General features: G+C 67.8%; 16 protein-coding genes. 1 reads left to right on the top strand and 15 read right to left on the bottom strand.

The genetic code is table 11. The features are described from left to right. Window positions 1–108 precede the first annotated feature (108 nt). The 15 genes from HMPREF1137_RS06720 to HMPREF1137_RS06650 form a co-directional block, all read right to left on the bottom strand. Entirely contained in the window at window positions 109–480 is a 372-nt protein-coding gene (locus HMPREF1137_RS06720; protein ID WP_003790431.1) for a cupin domain-containing protein, read from the bottom strand. Then, a complete protein-coding gene (locus tag HMPREF1137_RS06715) occupies window positions 477–1,298 on the bottom strand; it encodes a class I SAM-dependent methyltransferase (RefSeq protein WP_034497221.1) in 822 nt (273 codons plus the stop codon). The genes HMPREF1137_RS06720 and HMPREF1137_RS06715 overlap by 4 nt, the downstream gene beginning before the upstream one ends. Window positions 1,299–1,379: 81 nt before the next feature. Beyond that, window positions 1,380–3,053, bottom strand: coding sequence for a phospho-sugar mutase (locus HMPREF1137_RS06710; protein WP_007590288.1), 1,674 nt, complete (start codon window positions 3,051–3,053; stop codon window positions 1,380–1,382). A 4-nt stretch (window positions 3,054–3,057) separates the two neighbouring features. Beyond that, window positions 3,058–3,711, bottom strand: a complete 654-nt coding sequence (gene deoC / locus HMPREF1137_RS06705) for a deoxyribose-phosphate aldolase (RefSeq protein ID WP_007590280.1) — start codon at window positions 3,709–3,711, stop codon at window positions 3,058–3,060. Between the two features lie 20 nt (window positions 3,712–3,731). Then, window positions 3,732–4,439, bottom strand: a complete 708-nt coding sequence (gene deoD / locus HMPREF1137_RS06700) for a purine-nucleoside phosphorylase (RefSeq protein ID WP_007590289.1) — start codon at window positions 4,437–4,439, stop codon at window positions 3,732–3,734. A gap of 112 nt (window positions 4,440–4,551) precedes the next feature. Beyond that, window positions 4,552–5,535: a sugar-binding transcriptional regulator gene (locus HMPREF1137_RS06695; protein WP_007590264.1), complete on the bottom strand. Its 984-nt coding sequence runs from the start codon at window positions 5,533–5,535 to the stop codon at window positions 4,552–4,554. A 36-nt stretch (window positions 5,536–5,571) separates the two neighbouring features. After that, the gene (locus HMPREF1137_RS06690) at window positions 5,572–6,858 is read right to left on the bottom strand and encodes a thymidine phosphorylase (protein ID WP_007590310.1); all 1,287 of its coding nucleotides are present in this window, start codon (window positions 6,856–6,858) and stop codon (window positions 5,572–5,574) included. Continuing rightward, window positions 6,845–7,300 (bottom strand): cytidine deaminase, encoded by a 456-nt coding sequence (locus HMPREF1137_RS06685; protein ID WP_007590313.1) that lies wholly within the window; start codon window positions 7,298–7,300, stop codon window positions 6,845–6,847. The genes HMPREF1137_RS06690 and HMPREF1137_RS06685 overlap by 14 nt, the downstream gene beginning before the upstream one ends. An 8-nt stretch (window positions 7,301–7,308) precedes the next feature. After that, on the bottom strand, window positions 7,309–8,589 hold the full coding sequence (locus tag HMPREF1137_RS06680; RefSeq protein WP_034497217.1) for an ABC transporter permease: 1,281 nt from the start codon (window positions 8,587–8,589) through the stop codon (window positions 7,309–7,311). Next, window positions 8,576–9,715, bottom strand: a complete 1,140-nt coding sequence (locus HMPREF1137_RS06675; protein WP_007590297.1) for an ABC transporter permease — start codon at window positions 9,713–9,715, stop codon at window positions 8,576–8,578. The genes HMPREF1137_RS06680 and HMPREF1137_RS06675 overlap by 14 nt, the downstream gene beginning before the upstream one ends. Next, the gene (locus tag HMPREF1137_RS06670) at window positions 9,712–11,277 is read right to left on the bottom strand and encodes an ABC transporter ATP-binding protein (protein ID WP_007590312.1); all 1,566 of its coding nucleotides are present in this window, start codon (window positions 11,275–11,277) and stop codon (window positions 9,712–9,714) included. The genes HMPREF1137_RS06675 and HMPREF1137_RS06670 overlap by 4 nt, the downstream gene beginning before the upstream one ends. Before the next feature lie 92 nt (window positions 11,278–11,369). Further along, window positions 11,370–12,464, bottom strand: coding sequence for a BMP family lipoprotein (locus HMPREF1137_RS06665; RefSeq protein ID WP_007590266.1), 1,095 nt, complete (start codon window positions 12,462–12,464; stop codon window positions 11,370–11,372). A gap of 151 nt (window positions 12,465–12,615) precedes the next feature. Continuing rightward, on the bottom strand, window positions 12,616–14,919 hold the full coding sequence (locus HMPREF1137_RS06660; protein ID WP_007590273.1) for a bifunctional metallophosphatase/5'-nucleotidase: 2,304 nt from the start codon (window positions 14,917–14,919) through the stop codon (window positions 12,616–12,618). 68 nt (window positions 14,920–14,987) lie between these two features. Then, on the bottom strand, window positions 14,988–17,222 hold the full coding sequence (locus tag HMPREF1137_RS06655; protein WP_034497213.1) for an ExeM/NucH family extracellular endonuclease: 2,235 nt from the start codon (window positions 17,220–17,222) through the stop codon (window positions 14,988–14,990). 256 nt (window positions 17,223–17,478) lie between these two features. Continuing rightward, on the bottom strand, window positions 17,479–18,603 hold the full coding sequence (locus tag HMPREF1137_RS06650) for a GuaB3 family IMP dehydrogenase-related protein (protein ID WP_034465977.1): 1,125 nt from the start codon (window positions 18,601–18,603) through the stop codon (window positions 17,479–17,481). 100 nt (window positions 18,604–18,703) lie between these two features. On the opposite strand from HMPREF1137_RS06650, the gene HMPREF1137_RS06645 reads away from it, so the two are divergent. Further along, window positions 18,704–19,456, top strand: coding sequence for an exonuclease domain-containing protein (locus HMPREF1137_RS06645; protein ID WP_007590269.1), 753 nt, complete (start codon window positions 18,704–18,706; stop codon window positions 19,454–19,456). The last annotated feature ends 655 nt before the right edge of the window (window positions 19,457–20,111 follow it).

Here is a 20,111-nt window from a genome sequence, read left to right as displayed (position 1 = left end):
GCTTCGCGGGGCGCCGCCGCCCCGCCCGCCCCGCGCGGATACGACAAACGGGCCCCGGCCTCGTGCATCACCTCACGAGGACGGGGCCCGCCGCACAGTGTCGGAACCTCAGGCCTTGGGGCGCTCGCGGCGATCGAGCATGTACAGGGCCAGCTTCGAGGGCTCGAGCGCGCGCACGGCGTGCGGCAGGCGCGTACCGAAGTGGATGACGTCGCCGGGCTTCAGGACGACGGTGCGGCCGTCGGCCTCGATCTCGAGGGCACCCTCGAGGGTGTGCAGGATGACGGGCATCGCGGCGGTGTGCTCGCTGAGGATCTCGTCCTTGTCGAAGCTGAAGAGGACCAGGCGCACGCCCTCAGCGTGCATGACGGTGCGCGAGACCGTGGCTTCCTCGTTGATTTGGATCATCGAGGCGATGTCCTGCAGGTCCGTCATGATGGGCGTGGGGACCTCGGTGTTCGATTCGGGCGACAGGCTCATTGGCTCTCCTTGGGTTTGCGCGCGACGATGGCGACGCCGCACAGGTGTCGATCGTATTTCTTAAACGTGCGCGCCATCGTCGTGACGCGTTCACGCAGGTGTTTGTCTCGCGCGACGTTGCGCATGATGCGCAGTGCGCCGCGCACGCCCTCGTCGGCGATCATGCGGCCGGGCTTGAGGAGGGCCATAGGGGCCGTGCGGGTCTCTTCGACGACGAGGCCGACCTCCTCGAGCGCGCGCCGCCAGTCGGCGACGGTGAGGGGGCGGGCGTTGACGTTGATGGCGCGGGCGAGCGCGCGGCGAATCTCGGTGGCAGGCTCTTCCGCGATCGCATCGGGGCGCATTGCCAGCTCGTGGATGACGTAGCGGCCGCCGGGGCGCAGGATGCGCGCGGCCTCGCCCATGATGGCGCGCTTGGCTTTCTCGCCCTGCATGGAGAGCATGGCTTCGCCGACGACGACGTCCGCGCTCTCGTCCGGCAGGCCGGTCTCGGCGGCATCAGTATTCACGCAGCGCCCCACGCCCGAGGCGATGGCATCCACGCGCGCGGAGGCGTTCGGATCGCGCTCCACGCCGACGTAGGAGGCGGGGCCTACCTCAATAATCGCCGAGGCCGTGACACCCAGGCCGGGCGCGAACTCGACGACGTCCGAGCCGGGCAACACGGCGCGCTTGAGCGCCCACGTACTGAGTGCGAGGCCGCCGGGGCGCAGCACCGTCTTTCCGGCGCGCGCGAGCACCCAGTGGCCGGGCGCCTTTTCGACGGGCCGGTCGGCGAAGGGTAGGGTCTCCGCCAGCGATTCATTGTGAGTTGCCATATACGCAAGTATAGCGTTATCTATTTCTTCACGCAGGGCTTTACCCGCACAAAATGCGCCGACGGAGTCCCCGATTCGCTTCTACAGGCCGATAATCTCGGCGAAAGCTCCCTTAATTGCATCGAGGCGCTCGTGTGCCTGGTCCCAGGGCAACGGCTCGCCCTCCGTCACCGGCAGGATCACCTCGAGGTAGCACTTGAGCTTGGGCTCTGTGCCCGAGGGGCGCGCGATGACACGGTCCCCCGCCTCGGTGAGCACGAGGACGCCGTCCGTGGGCGGCAGGCCACGGTACCCCTGCGACAGGTCCGAGACCTCGACGACGGGAGAACCAGCCAGGACACTCGGCGGCTGGGCGCGCAGGCGTGCCATGCCGCTGGCGATCTGCTCGATCTCCTCGACGCGGAAGGTCAGCGGTGAGCTCACGTGCAGCCCGTGCAGCCGTGCCAGGCGCTCCAGCTCGTCCCACACGCTGCGCCCCTGCGCCTTGAGGGCGGCCACCAGGGAGGCTGCGACGACCGACGTCGCGATGCCGTCCTTGTCGCGCACGTGGGCCGGGTCGGGGCAAAAACCGATGGCCTCCTCGTAGCCGAAGCCGAGGCCCGGGGCACGGGCGATCCACTTAAAGCCCGTAAGCGTCGTGTGATGCTCCAGGCCATGCACGTGAGCGATGCGCGAGAGCAGGCGCGAGGACACGATCGAATTCGCGAGCGAGCCCGTCAGACCGCGCGCAGCCAGGAACTCGCCCAGCAGCGAGCCGGTCTTGTCACCGCTCAGCGGACTCCATCCCGTCTCCGAGGAGGGGTCGGGCACCGCGAGCGCGCAGCGGTCCGCGTCGGGGTCGACCGCGATGATGAGGTCGGCCCCCTGCTCGCGCGCCTGCTCGATCGCCATGTCGAGGGCGCCGGCCTCTTCGGGGTTGGGGAAGGGCACGGTCGGGAAGTCCGGATCGGGCTGGGCCTGTGCCTCCACAAGGGAGACGTTGGAGAAACCAGCCTCAGCCAGGACACGCGAGGTGATCGCGGCGCCCACGCCGTGCATGGCGGTCAGGACGATGCGCAGATCCTCACGCGCAGAGGCCTCGCCCGAGGCCAGGGCGGATGCGCAGGCCACGTACTCCTCGCGAGGATCCACGGCCTCGACGAGATCGTCGTTCATCGGGACCTCGTCCGCGGGCGGCGCGGCCTCGATGGCGGCCGCGATCTCCGCGTCGAAGGGCGGGACGATCTGGACGCCGCGCCCGTCGCCCTGCGCGACGGTGCCGCCCAGGTAGACCTTGTAGCCGTTGTCCGGGGCAGGATTGTGGGAGGCGGTCACCATGACGCCCGCGTCTGCGTCGAAGTGCAGCATCGAGAAGGCGGTGAGCGGGGTCGGGTTGGCCTGCGGCAGGGCGAGAACGCGCACTCCGGCGGCCGAGGCGACGCGGCATGCGGCGGCGGCGAACTCGGAGGACCCGTAGCGGGCATCGCAGCCGACGACCAGCGTGGGCGTGCCCGTCGCGTGGCGCTTGACGACCTCGCACAGGCCGGCAGTCGCGCGGATAACGACCGCGAGGTTCATGCGTGACTCGCCCGGACCCACGACGCCTCGCAGGCCGGCGGTGCCGAACTGGAGGGGGCCGTTCATGGCCGCACCCACGCGAGCCGCAGCCTCCTCGTCGCCGCGCTCCGCCGCCTCGATGTCGGCGCTCAGGGCCGAGGCCGTGGCGGGGTCCGGGTCGTGGCTCGCCCACTGGCAGGCGCGCTCGAGCAGCTCCATCGTCTCAGTCCTCCAGTCCTGCCAGGATGGCATTCGTTGCGGACACTCCCAGGCGAGAGGCTCCGGCCTCGATCATGGCCAGGGCGGTCTGCGCGTCTCGAATGCCGCCCGAGGCCTTGACCCCCAGGGCATCGCCGACCGTGGCGCGCATGAGCGCGACCGCGTGGGTCGAGGCGCCGCCCGCGGGGTGGAATCCGGTGGAGGTCTTGACGAAGTCCGCGCCCGCCGCCATCGAGGCCGTGCAGGCGGCGACGATCTCGTCGTCCGTCAGCGCGGCGGACTCGATGATGACTTTGAGGATACGCGGGGGAGGGACGACGCGGCGCACGGCCGCGATCTCCTCCTCGAGCTCGTGGAGGCGCGCGTCCTTCACCAGCTCGATGTTGATGACCATGTCGATCTCGTCCGCGCCGTCGGCGACGGCCTGGGCGGCCTCGAAGGCCTTGACCTGGGGCTTGACCGCGCCCGAGGGGAAGCCGACCACGCAGGCGACCTTCAATCCCTCGGGAACGTCCAGGGGCAGCATCGAGGGGGACACGCACACCGAGAAGGTGCCGGCCGCGGCGCCCTCCTCGACGATGCGGGCAACGTCCGCCTGGGTGGCCTCGGGCTTGAGGATCGTGTGGTCGATCATCGCGGCCACGTCACGCTTGTTCATGGAACTACTTTCTTGTCGCATCACAGCTGGGCCAGGGGCAGGGCCAGCTCCATCATGGTGGTAAAGGACGTCTGACGCGCCTGGGCGTCGGTGGCCTCGCCCGTCACCAGGGAGTCCGAGACGGTGAAGATACCCACGGCCTCGACGCCCGCATGGGCGGCGGTCGCGTACAGGCCCGCGGACTCCATCTCGACCGCGAGCACGCCCATGCGCTGCCAGGCCTCGTTGAAGGTCGGGTTCGCGTTGTAGAACGTGTCGGAGGAGAGGATGTTGCCCACGTGGATCGGCACATCGGCCTCACGGGCGCGGCGCACGACGTCGTCGATGAGGCGGAAGGAGCCGATCGGGGCGTAGGAGCCGGGGATCTGGTACTGATCGAGGAACGCCGAGTTCGAGCACGCGGCCTGGGCGACCACGACGTCGTACAGGTTGACGCCGGGCTGCAGGGCGCCGCACGTGCCCACTCGCACGAGGCGCGTGCAGCCGAACTCGTGGATCAGCTCGTGGGCGTACAGCGAAATCGAGGGGATGCCCATGCCCGACCCCATGACGGACACCGGGGTGCCGCGATACGTGCCGGTGTAGCCCAGCATGTTGCGCACCGCGTTGAACTGCTGCGCGTCCTCCAGGTAGGTCTCGGCGATGAACTTCGCGCGCAGCGGGTCTCCGGGCAGGAGGATCGTCGGCGCGATGGGGGCGGTGGGGTTGATGTGCGGTGTCGAGCGCATGTGTCCTCCTGTGGTGTCGAGGAGCCGGGGGCTCCGTCGAGGCTTCTTTACCCTTGTCGCAAGGCTATGCCGTGCAATTGAAATGTGTCAACGAGTGGTTTGACAAATGTTCTCATCCGTCTGGGGTGCGATCATGCACCCCGTGCGGGGTTGCCCCACGCGGCCGTTCCAGCAGCGCGAGGGCCAGGTCCTGGTCGACCACCAGGTGCGTGGCCAACCCCATGTGCAGCGCCGTGTCCAGCGCCTCCGCTTTCACACGCCCGCCAGCAACGAGCACCCTCACGGGGCGAGAGCGCAGCTCGTCGAGCGTGATGCCAACCGTCCTGCGGTCAACCGACGCTAGGGCGACGCCGCCCTCGCGCGTGAAAAATCGCGAGCATGCGTCCCCGACTGCGTCGCGCAGGAGCGCCTCCACCTCGTTGTCCTCGAGCTGGCCGAGGTTGAGCGAGAGGGCCTCGCGCCCCAGGGAACCAACGGTAAACACCGCCACGTCCACGCCGCGCCCCTCCTCCAGGATCCGCTCGATCGACCGGTCGCGGCGCACTATCGAGAGCATCGCGGTGTCCTGGAAAATGACGGGAAGCGGCAGGTACCGCGGCTCCGCACCGAAGGCCTCGCAGAAGGACCGCATGATCTCGAAATCGTGCGTCGCACGCTCGGAGAAGGACGCCCCGCCCTTGAGTTGAACGACGCGCACACCCACGCGAGGGGCGCGGGTCAGGTGGGCCGCGAGCGCACTCATCGTGCGCCCCCAAGAAATCCCCACGCTCATGCCGTCGCGCACGAGCTGTGTGACAACATCGGCGCCGACGCGGCCGACCTGCTCGATGGCCTCGTCCTCAGTCGCGCCCGTGCCGTGGGCAACGCGAGCGCAGGCCAGTCCAAAGTGCTGCTCCAGCCGCAGGGCGATCTCCGAAGCGTCCTCGCGCGGATCGTGGATCTCGATGGTCACGAAGCCGCGCTCGCGGCCGTGCGCGAGGAGTTTGGCGACCGTGGGGCGCGACAGACCCATGCGGGTGGCGACCTCGGCCTGGCTGAGACCCTGCTGGTAGTAGAGCTTGACCGCCTCGATCGACTGTTCGTCGCGCCGTTCCACGATTCCTCCTCCCTGTGTGCTCGCGCCGCTCCGCCGTTAGGACACCGTCTCCAGGACGACGCTGCGCAGCTCGGGGGTGACCCCGTCGGCGATCTCGATGGCGCCGGAGAGGGACTCCAGGGCGCGCTCGATGCGCCACTCGTCGTCGGTGTGGAGCGTGAGCAGGGGCTGGCCCGCCGCAACGCGCTCGCCCGGCTTGGCGTGGATCTCGATGCCGGCGCCCGCCTGCACGGGATCCTCCTTGACGGCTCGGCCAGCGCCCAGCCTCCACGAGGCCACGCCCACGGACAGGGCGTCCATGCCCACGACTGTTCCCCCAGCCTCGGCGAGGACCTGGTGGGTGTGCGCGGCGCGGGGCAGCGGCGCGTCCGGATCGCCGCCCTGCTCGCGGATCATCGCGCGCCAGCGGTCCATCGCGCGCCCATCCGCCAGCGCGGCCTCCACGTCGGCGTCGCGCACCCCGGCGAGGTCGAGCATGTTGCGCGCGAGCTCGCACGTCAGCTCAACAACGTCGGAGGGACCACCACCGGCGAGGACCTCGACGGATTCCTCCACCTCGAGGGCGTTGCCGATCTTGCGACCCAGCGGCACAGACATGTCGGTGAGGAGGGCGCGCGTGGCGACCCCCGCGTCGCGTCCGAGGTCGACCATCGTGCGGGCGAGCTCGCGCGCGGCGTCCAGGTCCTTCATGAAGGCACCCGACCCAACCTTGACGTCCAGGACGAGGGCTCCCGTGCCCTCGGCGATCTTCTTACTCATGATGGAGCTAGCGATCAGCGCGATCGACTCGACGGTCGAGGTGATGTCGCGCAGGGCGTAGAGCTTCTTGTCCGCGGGTGCCAGGCCCGAGCCCGCCGCGCAGATGACGGCGCCGCAGCCGGAGCCCAGCTGAGTCATGATCTCGTCGTTACTCAGCTGCGCGCGCCACCCGGGGATCGCCTCGAGCTTGTCGAGGGTACCGCCCGTGTGCCCCAGGCCTCGGCCCGACAGCTGCGGGACGGCCACACCGAAGCACGCGACCAGCGGGGCCAGGGGCAGCGTGATCTTGTCGCCCACGCCGCCCGTGGAGTGCTTGTCGGCGGTCGGCTTGCCAATGCCCGAGAAGTCCATGCGCGCGCCCGAGCGGATCATCGCGTCCGTCCAGCGGGCGATCTCGCCCCGGTCCATGCCGCGCAGGAAGATCGCCATCGCCAGGGCGGCCATCTGCTCGTCCTTGATGACGCCCTTCGTGTAGGCGTCGATCGTCCAGTCGATCTGGTCGGGGGTCAGTACTCCCCCGTCTCGCTTGACGCGAATGATGTCAACGGCATCAAAGAGAGCCATCGTGTCCTTCTTTCTCTTCCGACGAGGCCGGGGTCGCCTGGGCGAGGCTCGACAGGTCATGGGGTCCGAACGCGCCGGGCAGCACCTCGGTCATGGGCGCGACGCCGTCAGGCATGAGGACCAGGCAGGAGGGCCCGCCGTGCTCGTAGATGAGCTGACGGCAGCGCCCGCACGGGGCCACCGGCTCCTCGTTGCCGTTGACGGCGACGACCGCGACGAGGGTGCCTCCGCCGGAGCGGATGAGGTCGGAGACCATGCCGCACTCGGCGCACAGGGTGACGCCGTATCCGGCGTTTTCGACGTTGCAGCCGCTGACGAGCCAGCCGTCTGCCGTCAAGCCCGCGGCCCCCACGGGGAAGTTCGAGTAGGGGCAGTACGCGTGCTTCATCGCGTCGATGGCCTCAGCCAGCAGGGCATCCCAGTCAATTTCTGTTGGATCCATGCGGGTTCTCACTTCACGTAGGGGATATTTTCAGCGGCCGGTGCACGCGACTTGCCGACAAATCCAGCGACGGCCACAATCGTGACCACGTAGGGGATCATCGAGACGAGGTCGGCGGGGATCGCGGGCTCGATATTGGGCAACATGCGGGCCAAGGCCTGCGCGAAGCCGAACATGACGGCCGCACCCATGGCTCCCAGCGGGTTCCACTTGCCCAGGATCATGGCGGCCAAGGCGATGTAGCCGTTGCCCGCCGAAATGTTGTCCGTGAAAGCCAGGCCGGAACCGATCGTGAAGAACGCGCCACCCAGGCCGGCGAAGGACGACCCCAGGATCGTGTTGAGGGTGCGCGTACGCCCCACGTTGATGCCCACCGTGTCAGCGGCGCGCGGGTGCTCGCCGCAGGCCCTCAGCCGCAGGCCCCACCGGGAGCGGAACAGGAAGAAGGCCAGGGCGATGACGGCCGCGTACATCAAGTACACGAGGATCGACTGGTTGAACAGAACCGGGCCGATGACCGGGATCTCGGCGAGGCCGGGAATCTTGATGTCGGACAGCGAGAACTGGTTGGTGTTCAGGCTCCCGGGAGCATCCTTCATGATCGTCCCGTAGAAGAACGTCGTCAGGCCCAAAGCCAGGACGTTCAGGACGACGCCGACGATGATCTGATCCACCCCGTACTTGACGGAGAAGAGGGCCAGGAGGGATCCCAGGAGGGCACCCGCGAGGGGAGCCGCGACGAGGCCCGCGTAGGGGGTCTGGAAGTACGAGGCCGCCATGACGCCCGCGAAGGCACCGACCAGGAGATCGCCCTCGATCGCGATGTTGACGACGCCCACACGCTCCGAGATAACACCCGAGAGGGAGCCGAAGATCAGCGGCGTCGAGATCGCCACGGTGGACACCAGGGTCGAGGTCAGCGTGACGACGCCCGACGACCCAGAGCCCGCGTAGAACAGGAAGCCCAGGATCGTGGACAGCCCGACGACCGCCATGCCGCCGACGCGTGCCCACTCGGGCTGGGTGATGCGCCGCAGGGTCGCCACGACCGTCCATGCGGTGATGGCGATCGTCAGGGCGGCGAGCACCCACACGATGGGCGCGCCCGCGGTGACGATGTCGGGAATTGAGTAGGACTGCGACTTGTCGTTCAGGCGCAGGGTCATGTCACCTCGCGCAGCGGCCGCGAAGACCACGAGCAGCACGCATGCAGCCGCGTAGATGCCGGGAAGCTTCCAGGAGCGCTTGGCCTCGACCTGAGCGACCATGCCGGACTCACTTGTGCTCATCGGCGTTCCCCTTTCGCGTGTTAGCCGCGAACGCGCGGACATCGGGCAGACGGAACAGCCAGCGCACGAGCGCAGGCGCTGCGATCAGCAGAACGATGACCGACTGCAGGATGAGGATCATGTCGATCGGCACGCCCTTGGCCTGCATCGTGTAACCGCCCGCCTTGAAGGCGCCGAAGAGGAGCCCCGCACCGAAAGTTCCCCACGTCTTATTACGGCCCAGGAGTGCCACCGTGATCGCATCGAAGCCAATCGAACCGGCCACGTCACGCGAGACGTACCCGATGGTCCCCAACGCCTCGTTCGCCCCGGCCAAGCCGAGGAATGCGCCCGAGAGAACCATCGTGATCGCCGTGATGCGCTCGACCGAAATACCGGCCGTGCGGGCGGCTGCCGCGTTCGCGCCGACCGCGCGGATCTGGAATCCCAGCGTGGATCGCTCGATCAGCCACCAGAAGGCGACGAGGGCGACCAGGGCAACCAGGAAACCGACGTGCAGCTTGAAGGGGGCGGGAAGCAGCCGCGCGAACGCCGCACTGTCCGCGACCTTGGGTGTCACCGGCTGATTCGTTCCGGGCACCTGCCATGCCTTCTGCGCGAGCGTGTATCCCAAGCCCAGCGTCGCAATCGCGTTGAGCATGATCGTCACGATCACCTCGTTCGCGCCCGTCTTCGCCTTCAGCACGCCCGCGATGCCGCCGTAGAGGCCGCCCGCAATCACCGCGACGAGGAGGGCCACCAGCGTGTGCACAACCGGCGGCAGGCTCACCGCGAAGCCCACCCACACGGCAGCGAGCGCTCCAACGATGATCTGGCCCTTGCCGCCAATGTTGAACAGGCCGGCACGGAAGCCGAGCGCTAGACCCAGGCCCGAGATGATCAGCGGGATCGAATAGAAGAGAGAGTCCGTCAGCGGCTTGATCATGCGAACGGCGTTCGCCGCGTTCGGGTCCACGATGGAGCCGCGGAACATCGCATAGTAGGCATCCACCACGGATGCCCCCGACAGCGCGATGAGGATCGCTCCAATCGCGAAGGCGATGAGGACCGCCAGCACCGACACGAACCACTGGGAGCCAAAGACCCGGGTCGCGATGCCCGGCCCGCTACTCGTCCGTGCACTCATTGCTCCTCCTTTCGAGGTGCCCCGGCGTCCCCAGCGGATCCCGAGGAAGCCTCCACGGCCTCGTCCAGGGGGACGCCGGCCATCATGAGGCCGAGGACGTCACGGCCCGTGTCCGCCGGGACGATGCCAACGATGCGGCCGCGGTACATGACGGCGATACGGTCTGCGAGCGAAACCACCTCGTCGAGCTCCGAGGAGATGAGCAGGACCGCGCAGCCCTGGTCCCGCACGTCCACAATCCTGCGGTGAATGAACTCAATCGAACCGACGTCGACACCGCGCGTCGGCTGATTGGCGACCAGTAGCGTCAGGTCACGCGACATCTCGCGGGCGACGACGACCTTCTGTTGGTTGCCGCCCGACAGGGAGGAGACCGGGTCCTCGATCGACGTCAGGCGAATGTCGTATTCCTTTTCCTTGTCGCGGGCATTGCGCGCAATCGCGCCGCGCTTGAGGGAGCCCGCGGCCGAGAAAGACGAAGAGCGGAACTGGTCGAGCACCAGGTTGTCCGCGATCGAAAACGAGGCGATGATGCCATCCGTCGACCGGTCCTCGGGGATAAATCCGACGCCCGCATCCAGGGACTCGCGAGGCTTCGCGCGGGTAATGTCCGTGTCCTCGAGTCGGATGACCCCGCTGTCGGGCGTCTGCAGGCCCAGGATCACCTCGGCGAGCTCCGTCTGCCCGTTGCCCTGCACGCCTGCGACCGCGAGGATCTCGCCGCGGGGAACGTCGAAAGACACGTGATCAAGCAGCGGGACGCCGCCCGCACCCAGCAGCGACACATCCTCGAAGGACAGGCCGCCGCCAGCGGGACGCGCGGGATCCTTCTCGACGCGCATCAGCACCTCGCGCCCGACCATCTGCGTGGCCAGCGAGGCCTCGGAATCACTCGGGGACGCATGCCCCACGACCCGACCACGGCGAATGACCGTGATCTCGTCGGCCACCGCGCGCACCTCGCGCAGCTTGTGGGTGATAAACACGATCGAGGTCCCGGCGTCGGCGAGCTGACGCATGATCGTCATCAGCTCATCCGTTTCCTGCGGGGTGAGCACCGCAGTCGGCTCATCGAGAATGAGGACCTTCGCCTGACGCGACAGCGCTTTGACGATCTCCACGCGCTGCTGGGCGCCCACCGGCAGGTCTTCGATGAGGGCGTCGGGGTCCAGGTCGAAGCCGAAACGCGCCGAGACCTCGCGCACCGTCTGGCGGGCGCGCTCGCGGCTGATGATTCCGGCCGGGCCCGTCGGCTCGAAGCCCAGGGCGATCGACTCGGCGACCGTGAAGACGGGGATGAGCATGAAGTGCTGGTGCACCATGCCGATGCCCGCCGCGACCGCGTCGCCCGGGCCCTTGAACGTCACGGGCTCGCCGTCGATGAGGATCTGTCCCTCGTCGGGGGCGTGCATCCCATACAGGACGTTCATGAGCGTGGACTTACCCGCTCCGTTCTCTCCCAGCAGGGCATGAATATGCCCTTCCTCGATCGTTAAATCAATCGAGTCGTTGGCGATGAGGGGACCAAACCTCTTCGTGATCCCCCGCAACTCTAATTTCATACCTTCGACCTTCCCCAGCAGGTGGGCTCACCCCGCCCCGATGCCCGTGTGGGGCTGGCAGCGTCACCGCCACCAGCCCCACACGCATCGCATCACTTCGGGGCGTTCTGCGATTCGATGACGAGCTTGCCGGACTTGATGTCGTCCGTCAGCTTGGTCAGGTCCGCCTTGAGCTCGGCGGACACCTTGTCGTCGAAATCGTGGAACGGAGCAATCGAGACACCGCCGTTGGCCAGCGTGCCCACGTACGGGGTCGGGCTGAACTTGCCGTTCACCGAGTCCTGGATTGCCTGCTCGACAGAGGCGCCGATCTCCTTCATGACCGAGGTCAGCACGATCGAGGAGTAGTCGGGGTTGGCCTCGTACCAGTCGGAGTCAACGCCGATGATCCAAGTGTTGCCATCCGCCTTGGCCGCCGCGGCAGCGCCCAGGCCGACCGGGCCCGCGACGGGCATGATGATGTCCGCGCCCTGCGAGATGAACTGCTGGGCCTGCTCCTTGCCGAGCGTCTGATCGTCGAAGGACTGCGTGAAGGAGCCGTTCTGCGAAGCCTTGTCCCAACCGAGCAGCTGCACGTTCGTGCCCTTGGCCTTGTTGTAGGCCGCGACGCCGTCAGCGAAGCCATCCATGAACACCGTCACCGAGGGGATCTGGATACCGCCGAAGGTCGCAACCTTGCCGGTCTTGGTCATGCCCGCGGCCACGTAGCCGGCCAGGTAGGCGGCCTCAGCGGTGTTGAACAGCAGCGGACGCGCATTGTCCAGCGTCACCGTGTTGTTGTTACCGTCGTTGAAGCTGGAGTCGATGAGGGCGTAGTGCACGTCCTTGTTCTCGTCGGCGGAGGTGTGGACGGCCTTCTCCAGGTTGAAGCCCACGCCAATGATCAGGTTGCAGCCGTCGGAGACCATGGACTCCACGTTCGGGTTGAAGTCCGCATCCGAGTTGGACTCGGCCGTGTTGATCTGGATTCCGAGGCTGGACTGGGAGGCCTTGAGGCCGTCGTAGGCGGACTCGTTGAAGGACTTGTCGTCCCAGCCGCCGGCGTCAGAGACCGCGCAGGCCTTGAACGAGGTGGCATCCTTCGCCCCGCCGGACTGGCTGGTGGCGGTTCCTCCGCCGCCGCCACAGCCGGCCAAGGCGAGCGTTGCAACCCCCGCCGCGGCGAGGAGCTTCGTGAGGTGCTTCATGAGTGTTTTCCTCCGTTGATGTGAATTCTTCCTTGAACCGGTGGCGGCGCGGGCCGCGGATCATGTCCACGCAGCCGCTGCGCGAACATTTGTCATGATCGACTTTTACGTCTGATCCGAGTCTCCCGCGCCACCCCTCCCCTGTCAAGGTCTACTTGTTTTCGCTTTGGTAACGATTGAAGCGGCGCTGGGAGAACACCCCGGCAACGCCAATCGCTCCGACAAACATCGCCCCGACCAGGCCACCGAAGTCCGCGCCAGTACGAGCCAGGGAACCCTTGGGCGCCTTCGTGTTCTTACGGGGAGTCTGAGCTGCCGCCTGGTTGCCGGATTGTGTGTCACCCGCCGCGTCGGCCGACGGACTCGGGTCGGGCGCCGCCGTGCCCGCGCAGGTCACGGGGATCGTCAGGCCATCCCCGGCCTCGACGACCGTCGCGAAGTCAGTGGCGACCGTGACGGGGACGTTCACGACCTCGCCGGTCGCCTTGCCCTCGCAGGCACCGACGACCGTCACGTCCACGCTCGCCTGTCCCGCGCCATCCGTCGTAATCACCGAGGCAGCGTCGGAGGCGTGCGCGTCCACGAGAGAGTTGTCAACCTCGGCCACGGCCTGCGCTCCCCCGGCGCTCACGCGCACCTTCGAGGTGATGGAGGGACCTTCGGAGAAGGACAGGCCGCGCAGCGGGATCGTCACCGTCGAGCCGTCAGCAACGGGATCCGTGGGTAGGGTCAGGCCGATGGAGGACTTGGCCTCACGCGGCGTCAGGCCACCCGCAGCCTGGATCGAGCGGGCCGCCGCACCCGAGTGCGCACCCAGGTAGGCGTTGAAGGAGTCGCGGTCCAGGTTTCCGTTCGTCGTGGCCGCTCCCCCACGGGTCAGGGCCTCGAAGGAGTCGCCGCCGGCCAGCAGGAAGGTCACGGATCCGACCGTGTACGTCGCGTCGGCCTTCAGCGGCTCACCATTGATCGTCACCGACGTGATGCGCTCCCCGTAGGGCCTCGCCGGATCGTAGGTGTAACGCACGTTCGAGGAGAGGCCGAGCTTGAGCATGGGCCGAGAGTTCTGCGAGTTCAGGTCCGTCTTCCACTGCTGCTCGAGCGCGTCCTTGACGTCCGATCCCTTCAGGGTCACGTACCCCAGCTCGTTGGAGAAGGGCTCGACCTCGTAGGTCTGCGCGTAGGTGATCGTCCCATCCTCGTTCGGCACCAGGTCGGCGCGCAGGCCGCCCGCGTTAATCATGCCGATGTCGACGCTCTTTCCGTCCGGGGTGAGGATAGTTTCGCGCAGCGAGTCAGCCACCAGGTCCCCCAGTGAGGATTCGATGCCTCGGTTCGACCCGGGGTCCGTCGCCCCCTCGGGCGTCGTGAAGACGCCGCGCCTGAAGGGCTCCGTGTACCCGGTGGCGACGACGCGCTTGCCAGCTTCCTTCGAGTCAGCCTCGGCCTTATCGACAATCGCCTGGGTATCGGGATCCGCGCCGCACTGGGCGACCTCGGCGGCCGGGATGAGAATCGAGTCGGCGCTGGTCACCTGACGCGTGGCCGGGTCGATCGTCAGGCGGATGAGGCCCAGGTTGTCCGTGTAGGAGCCCGAGGCGATGCCCGCCAGGCGCGGGTTCGCGGAGTTGAAGGCCTCGACCGAGTTGACGTGGTCGAACTCGTAGGGCACGTGCGTGTCCCCACCCATGAGGCCGTCGACGTCCTTACCGACCTTCGTGTAGTTGTTCTTCACGTCGTCGTCCAGCATGGCAATAACGACGTCCGCCTTGCCACTACTCTTAAGCTCCGCGGCTAGGGAGTTGATGCGCGCAATCGGGTCCGTGAAGGTCAGGCCCGCCGTAGTTCCGGGGCTCAGCTTGTAGGGCACGTCCTGAGCAATTGCGCCGATAAAGGCGACCTTCATGCCCGAGGGCGACGTCCACACCTTGTAGTCCCCCAGGTAGGGGGTGCCGTCCCCGTAGGTACCCATGCCCTCGATGTTGGCCCCCAGGTACGGGAAGGTCGCCCGCACAAACTCGCTCGGGTTGGATCCGTCGACGCGCTGCTTGAAGACGGCCTGCCCCATGTCCAGCTCGTGGTTGCCGATCGTGGAGGCCAGCGGATCCATCGTGTTGAGTGCCGCGATGGTCGGGTTGTCCTTGAGCGCCCCAGAAATGTAGGGGGACGCGCCGATGTTGTCTCCCAGCAGGGTGAACGAGGAGTTGGGGTTCGTCGCGCGCGCCTTCTTCAGGTAGCAGTTCATCGCGGGCAACCCGGCCTCGCGCACGACGCCCTTCTTGGCGACCTGCTGGATGTGTCCGTGCACGTCCGTGAGGGTGTAGAGGTCCAGGGTGATGGGCGTGGCCTCGTTCCGTGAGGCTTCATCCTGCGGTGCCGCGAGCGCTGTGGCTGGCAGGGACGCCAGGGAGAGTGCGGCCGCCGAGGCGAGCGCGAGTCGAGTCCATGGTCTGCGCATGGGTGTGTTCCTTTCATCGGGGCGGCACCGAAGCCGCGTCCTGCGTGGTGAGTGTGGAGTTCGTGGTATCAGCCGCGGCGGCGAAGGCGGCGTGAGACGAGGATGAGCCCACCGCCGAGGGCGGCGAGGAGAATGCCGATGCCAATTGCCGGGCCGGCGTCCGCACCGGTGCGCGCCAGGCCGCTGACCGTGGCAGCGCGTGCGGGCGCCTTACGGGACGAGGCCGTGGCCGCCCTCGAGGGAACCGGCGCGGCTGACGCGGACGGAGCCGCTGAGGGTTCAGCGCTCGGCGATGGGGCCGCGCTGGGGGCGGCGGACGGCGTCGGGGCCGGGGCGTCCCCACCGAGCAGGGTGAGCCCGATGAGCTCGGGGTTGTGGTCCGAGGATCGGTAGGGGTTGTCGGCCTCGATCGCCAAGTGGGCGTTCATGCCGGCCCTCGAGTATTCGAAGGCGATGGACTCCTGGGCGTTGACGGCCCAGCTGGTCACCCCCGCGAGGAGCGCCTTCGCGGCCGCGTTGGCGAAGACGTGGTCGAGGGAGCCGGAGCGTCCCGCGTAGACGTAGGAGGCCTCGCCCGCACCGGAGACGCGCTCCCAGCCCGCGGCCTCGAGGGCCTTGATCGGGTCCTCCTGCGAGTAGGAGTTAAAGTCACCAACGAGCAGGGTCGGCTTGTCCGCGAATCGGGCGGCGAAGGAGGCCAGGGCGGAGGCCTGTGCGACGCGGATCGCGTTCGCGTTGCCCTGACCGTCCCCGCTGTCAACGTTGCCGGTGGGCGCGCCCTCGGGCACGGATCCCTTCGACTTGAAGTGATTGGCGATGACGACGAAGGAGGCGGGCGCAGCCCTCTCTCCGGTGACCCGCACGAACTCTTGGGCGAGGGGCTGGCGCGCCAGGCCCGTAAACGCCGGGTCGTCGTGGATCAGCGAGGGGCCGACCGGGGCGACGGTCGCAGGCTTGTAGATGAAGGCGACGCGGATAACATCCTCGGCCTCGGGCACGGCCACGGGCGATGGCACGTACGCCCACGTTCCGGTGCCTGCGTCCTTGTTGAGGGCCTCGACGAGGCGCGCGAGGGACGCATCGCGGTCTGTCCCAACCCCCACGGCGACGGGGTTTTCGATCTCCTCGAGGGCGACCACGTCGGCCCCCAGAGCGTTGATAGCGGAGACGATCTTGGCCTCCTGGTTGGCGAAGGCCTCGCGCGAGAATGCGCCACGCACCTTGCACTTCTTGGCCGTCACGAAGGCGCCCGTGCGGTCCGGGTAGCCCGCGCATCCGACCTCGTCGACGCCCAGGTCGGAAAAGTAGTTGAGGACGTTGAACGTCGCCACGCGGGTGTCGCCACCGACCGTGGGGGCGCTCGGGCGCTCCCCGGTGATGGTCACGGGAGAGCGGTCGGGGTGCCCGGCGACCATGGAGGTCGGCTGGAATACGAAGGACCCGTGCCGGGGCTCGAGGACCACGGGCTTGGTGAAGGCCACGTGGTAGCCGACGCGGGCGGGTGAGCCGTTCGCCAGGTAGGCATAGGCGACCTCGGTGGCAGTCCCCTTCTGCAGGTTCGTGTTGGTGCCATCGTCGAGCGCGATCGCGCGGGCCGCGTTGGCGGCCTCGTAGTCGCGGGCGGCCTGCCCGGGAGCCACCACGTCCGTGGCCGAGCGCAGCGGGCTCTCACCCGGGGTGAGGGTCAGGGTGCCGTACTGGTTCGCCTGGTAGTTGTCGGTGATGGTCCACGTGCCCTGGGGCGCGAGGAGCATAGACTCGAGGGCCTCGGCCTCGTCCAGGGTGGGGACGCGGGGCGCCGGGATGGGCGTCGGCGCCTGGCATCCCTCGACCACGCTGACGGAGGTCGCGGCCAGCTGGGTGAGGCTCTGGGGGTTACCCTTCGCGCTCGTCGCTGGGAACTCTCCCACCGTGCCGGTCACGCGCACGCAGGTACCCGGGGCCGGGGTCCCACCTTTCGTGCCCGCGTAAACGAAGAGGCCGTCGGAGCGTGTGCGCCCCGGCTCCCACGCGCCGCCCGATCCGGGGGTCTGGATCGTGTAGCCATCCAGCGTCGCGCCCAGCCCGGATTCGGCGGCCGGGTAGGCGGCCGTCACGACGCCGAGAGTCGTCACGGTGGCCCCCACCATCGCGGAATCGTCCCCCTCGCCCACGGCCTGGATGTCGGGGATCGGCGTATCGACGAGGCCGGGGCTGGCCTCGCCCGATTGGCCCACATCAGCCGCCCAAGCGGCAGGCACAAGCCCCATCGCAGACAGCGCGAGCGCGCCGAGTACAGCTAGTGATCGTGTCCCGCACTTCATCGGGATGTCCTCTCAACCTCACCTCACCGTGAGGGGCCGGCGAGCCCCGTGCCGCAGGCGTCTTTACCAACGGCAACACGCGTTATGACAAGTGTAACCTCACGCACAAACGTGCGGAAGCTATTGAGAATATTCCCGAAAATACAAGGTGCAAGCGGGCGGGCGTGCACCCGCGAGCGCGCGGGCACCCCGGCCTCGTCAAACTCAACCCAACCCCGCTGCGTTCCCCAGCCTCGTCAAACTGGGTAAGCGAAGCTCAGGACGCCGAGTACGGGGAGACGACCACCTGGGCGCGCTGCAGGTCCTTGACCTCCGAGTATCCCGTCGAGGCCATGGTTCGCTTGAGGGCACCCACGAAGTTCAAGGAGCCGTCCGCGCGCGTCGAGGGGCCGTAGAGGATCTGCTCGAGCGTGCCCGTCGTGCCAACGTGGACGCGCTGGCCGCGCGGCATGTCCGGGTGGGTCGCCTCCGACCCCCAGTGCCAGCCGCGCCCCGGAGCCTCCTCCGCACGGGCGATGGCGGCGCCAAGCATGACGGCGTCCGCGCCGCACGCGATCGCGCGCGACAGGTCTCCGCTGCGACCGATGCCGCCGTCGGCGATGACATGCACGTAGCGGCCGCCGGACTCGTCCATGTAGTCGCGCCGGGCCGCGGCCACGTCCGCAATCGCCGTCGCCATGGGCGCGTGCACGCCCAGGGACTGGCGCGTCGAGTGGGCCGCTCCCCCGCCAAAGCCGACGAGGACACCCGCCGCACCCGTGCGCATCAGGTGCAGGGCCGCCGTGTCCGTGCAGACGCCGCCCACGATGACGGGGACGTCCAGCTCGTAGATGAAGCGCTTAAGGTTGAGGGGCTCGCGGCGCGAGGACACGTGCTCAGCGGACACCGTCGAGCCGCGAATAATGAACAGATCGACGCCCGCGTCAACGACCGCGCGCCAGTACTTCTGCACGCGCTGGGGCGAGAGCTTGCCGGCGACGACCACGCCGGCCTCGCGCAGCTGCTTGAGGCGCGCTGTGATCAGCGAGGGCTTGATCGGCTCGGAGTAGACGCGCTGGAGGGTCGCGATCGACTCCTCCTCGCCCAGGTGAGCGATGTGGTCGAGGATCGGCGTGGGGTCCTCGTAGCGGGTCCACAGGCCGTCCAGGTCAAGCACGCCGATGCCGCCGAGGCGGCCGAAAGCGATCGCGGTCTCCGGGCTCATCACCGAGTCCATCGGGGCCGCCATCAAGGGGATATCGACGTGGTAGGCGTCGATCTGCCAGCCGACGTTGACATCCTCGGGGTCACGGGTGCGCCGCGAGGGCACGAGGGCGATATCGTCCAGCGTGTAGGCGCGGCGTCCGCGCTTGCCACGACCGATTTCCACTTCGTCGCTCATGACCCAATTCTACTGCCTACTTCCCGCTTCTACCGCCTCCGGGACGCAGATGTGCCCACCCTCTGCCACACTGGAGTCACCGGCAAGGCTAGGAGCAATCATGAGCTGGATCGATGACCCGTGGATGGGTTTTGACACCGAGACGACGGGCGTGCGCGCACTCAAGGATCGCCTCGTCACCGCCGCGCTGGTGCTGCGCATCGACGGCGCGTCCTACCGCAGCGGTGTCAGCTCCCCCGACCAGGTGGCCACCTGGCTGACCGACCCGGGCGTCGAAATCCCCGAGCAGGCCACGGCCGTCCACGGCATCACGACCGAGCAGGCGCGCCGCGACGGACGCCCCATCGAGGAGGTCCTCCACGAGCTGGCCGGCTCCATCGTCGAGCACTGGCTGCGCGGCTACCCGGTCGTCGCCTTCAACGCGACCTACGACATCACGCTGGTCAACCAGGAGCTGCGCCGCCACCGCCTGGGGTCTTTCGAGGAGCGCCTGGAGGGCGCGCCGATGCTGGTCGTCGACCCGTTGGTGCTGGATCGTAAGCTCGACCGCTTCCGCAAGGGCAAGAAGACGCTGACGGAGATGGCGCCGGTCTACGGGGCGGTCGCTTCCCCCGACGCTCATACGGCCGAGGTGGACGTGGCCATGACGCTCGACGTGCTCGCCGGCATGGTGGACAAGTACCCGCAGCTGGCGTCCATGAGCGCCCTGGAGCTCATGGACTACCAGCTCCAGGCTCACCAGGATTGGGCTGAGGACTTCGAGAAGTACCTGCGCAAGCAGGGCAAGGACGCGAACATCGATCGCGAATGGCCGCAGATCACGCCGCGAGGCCGCGGCGACGACCAGGAGTAAGAACGCTTCGGGCGGGGGCCGACGGCCGTTTTCGTTGCGCCTGAGATGTCCTCCGCGCACAGCGGGCCCGAATGAGCTGTGTGGAGAGGCCTGTATGAGGCAGTGGCGGGGTTCCGGTAGATTCCTGGGGCGCCGGCGGGGCCGCGGCCTGGCCGGGCTTCGAGCCGACAACGCAGCCACCCAATCAGGACAAGTACCACTGGGCAATTTCGCGACTGAATCCTACAGGTCATGCACCAGTTAGGGAGCATTACACCAGTTAGGGAGCATTGCACCACCTCCGAAGTAGTGTAATACCTACCTAAGTGGTGTCACACCACTTAGCAACAAGCCTAAATGCGGCACGGTCAGGGGGAAAGGGAGCCGAGGCCCCACGGATACCTTCACACACGCGGATAGGTAACGAACATCCGGATAGGTAAGCAACATCCGGATAGGTAACGAACATCCGGATAGGTAAGCAACATCCGGATAGCTTAATAACCTATCCAGATACGCATAACCTATCCGGATGCGCACAACCTATCCGGATAGCACTGAGACAGGCAGCTAGCAAGGGCCCGGATAAACATCTGCCGCGCCGGGGGCGCGGTAAGGGCAGGACAGACACCAGCCACCACACACCACCCGTGTGGAGGGCGCCGGCGGGGCCGCA

This window comes from Actinomyces sp. ICM39 (genome assembly GCF_000282935.1).
GTDB lineage: Bacteria > Actinomycetota > Actinomycetes > Actinomycetales > Actinomycetaceae > Pauljensenia > Pauljensenia odontolytica_B.
This window is presented reverse-complemented; position numbering and strand designations above follow the sequence as displayed.

Bases quoted from the DNA above. Each gene is read 5' to 3' on its own strand.
- HMPREF1137_RS06720 (WP_003790431.1), bottom strand. From the start codon at position 480: ATGAGCCTGTCGCCCGAATCGAACACCGAGGTCCCCACGCCCATCATG.
- HMPREF1137_RS06715 (WP_034497221.1), bottom strand. From the start codon at position 1,298: ATGGCAACTCACAATGAATCGCTGGCGGAGACCCTACCCTTCGCCGAC.
- HMPREF1137_RS06710 (WP_007590288.1), bottom strand. From the start codon at position 3,053: ATGGAGCTGCTCGAGCGCGCCTGCCAGTGGGCGAGCCACGACCCGGAC.
- deoC (WP_007590280.1), bottom strand. From the start codon at position 3,711: ATGAACAAGCGTGACGTGGCCGCGATGATCGACCACACGATCCTCAAG.
- deoD (WP_007590289.1), bottom strand. From the start codon at position 4,439: ATGCGCTCGACACCGCACATCAACCCCACCGCCCCCATCGCGCCGACG.
- HMPREF1137_RS06690 (WP_007590310.1), bottom strand. From the start codon at position 6,858: ATGGCTCTCTTTGATGCCGTTGACATCATTCGCGTCAAGCGAGACGGG.
- HMPREF1137_RS06685 (WP_007590313.1), bottom strand. From the start codon at position 7,300: ATGGATCCAACAGAAATTGACTGGGATGCCCTGCTGGCTGAGGCCATC.
- HMPREF1137_RS06680 (WP_034497217.1), bottom strand. From the start codon at position 8,589: ATGAGCACAAGTGAGTCCGGCATGGTCGCTCAGGTCGAGGCCAAGCGC.
- HMPREF1137_RS06675 (WP_007590297.1), bottom strand. From the start codon at position 9,715: ATGAGTGCACGGACGAGTAGCGGGCCGGGCATCGCGACCCGGGTCTTT.
- HMPREF1137_RS06670 (WP_007590312.1), bottom strand. From the start codon at position 11,277: ATGAAATTAGAGTTGCGGGGGATCACGAAGAGGTTTGGTCCCCTCATC.
- HMPREF1137_RS06665 (WP_007590266.1), bottom strand. From the start codon at position 12,464: ATGAAGCACCTCACGAAGCTCCTCGCCGCGGCGGGGGTTGCAACGCTC.
- HMPREF1137_RS06660 (WP_007590273.1), bottom strand. From the start codon at position 14,919: ATGCGCAGACCATGGACTCGACTCGCGCTCGCCTCGGCGGCCGCACTC.
- HMPREF1137_RS06655 (WP_034497213.1), bottom strand. From the start codon at position 17,222: ATGAAGTGCGGGACACGATCACTAGCTGTACTCGGCGCGCTCGCGCTG.
- HMPREF1137_RS06650 (WP_034465977.1), bottom strand. From the start codon at position 18,603: ATGAGCGACGAAGTGGAAATCGGTCGTGGCAAGCGCGGACGCCGCGCC.
- HMPREF1137_RS06645 (WP_007590269.1), top strand. From the start codon at position 18,704: ATGAGCTGGATCGATGACCCGTGGATGGGTTTTGACACCGAGACGACG.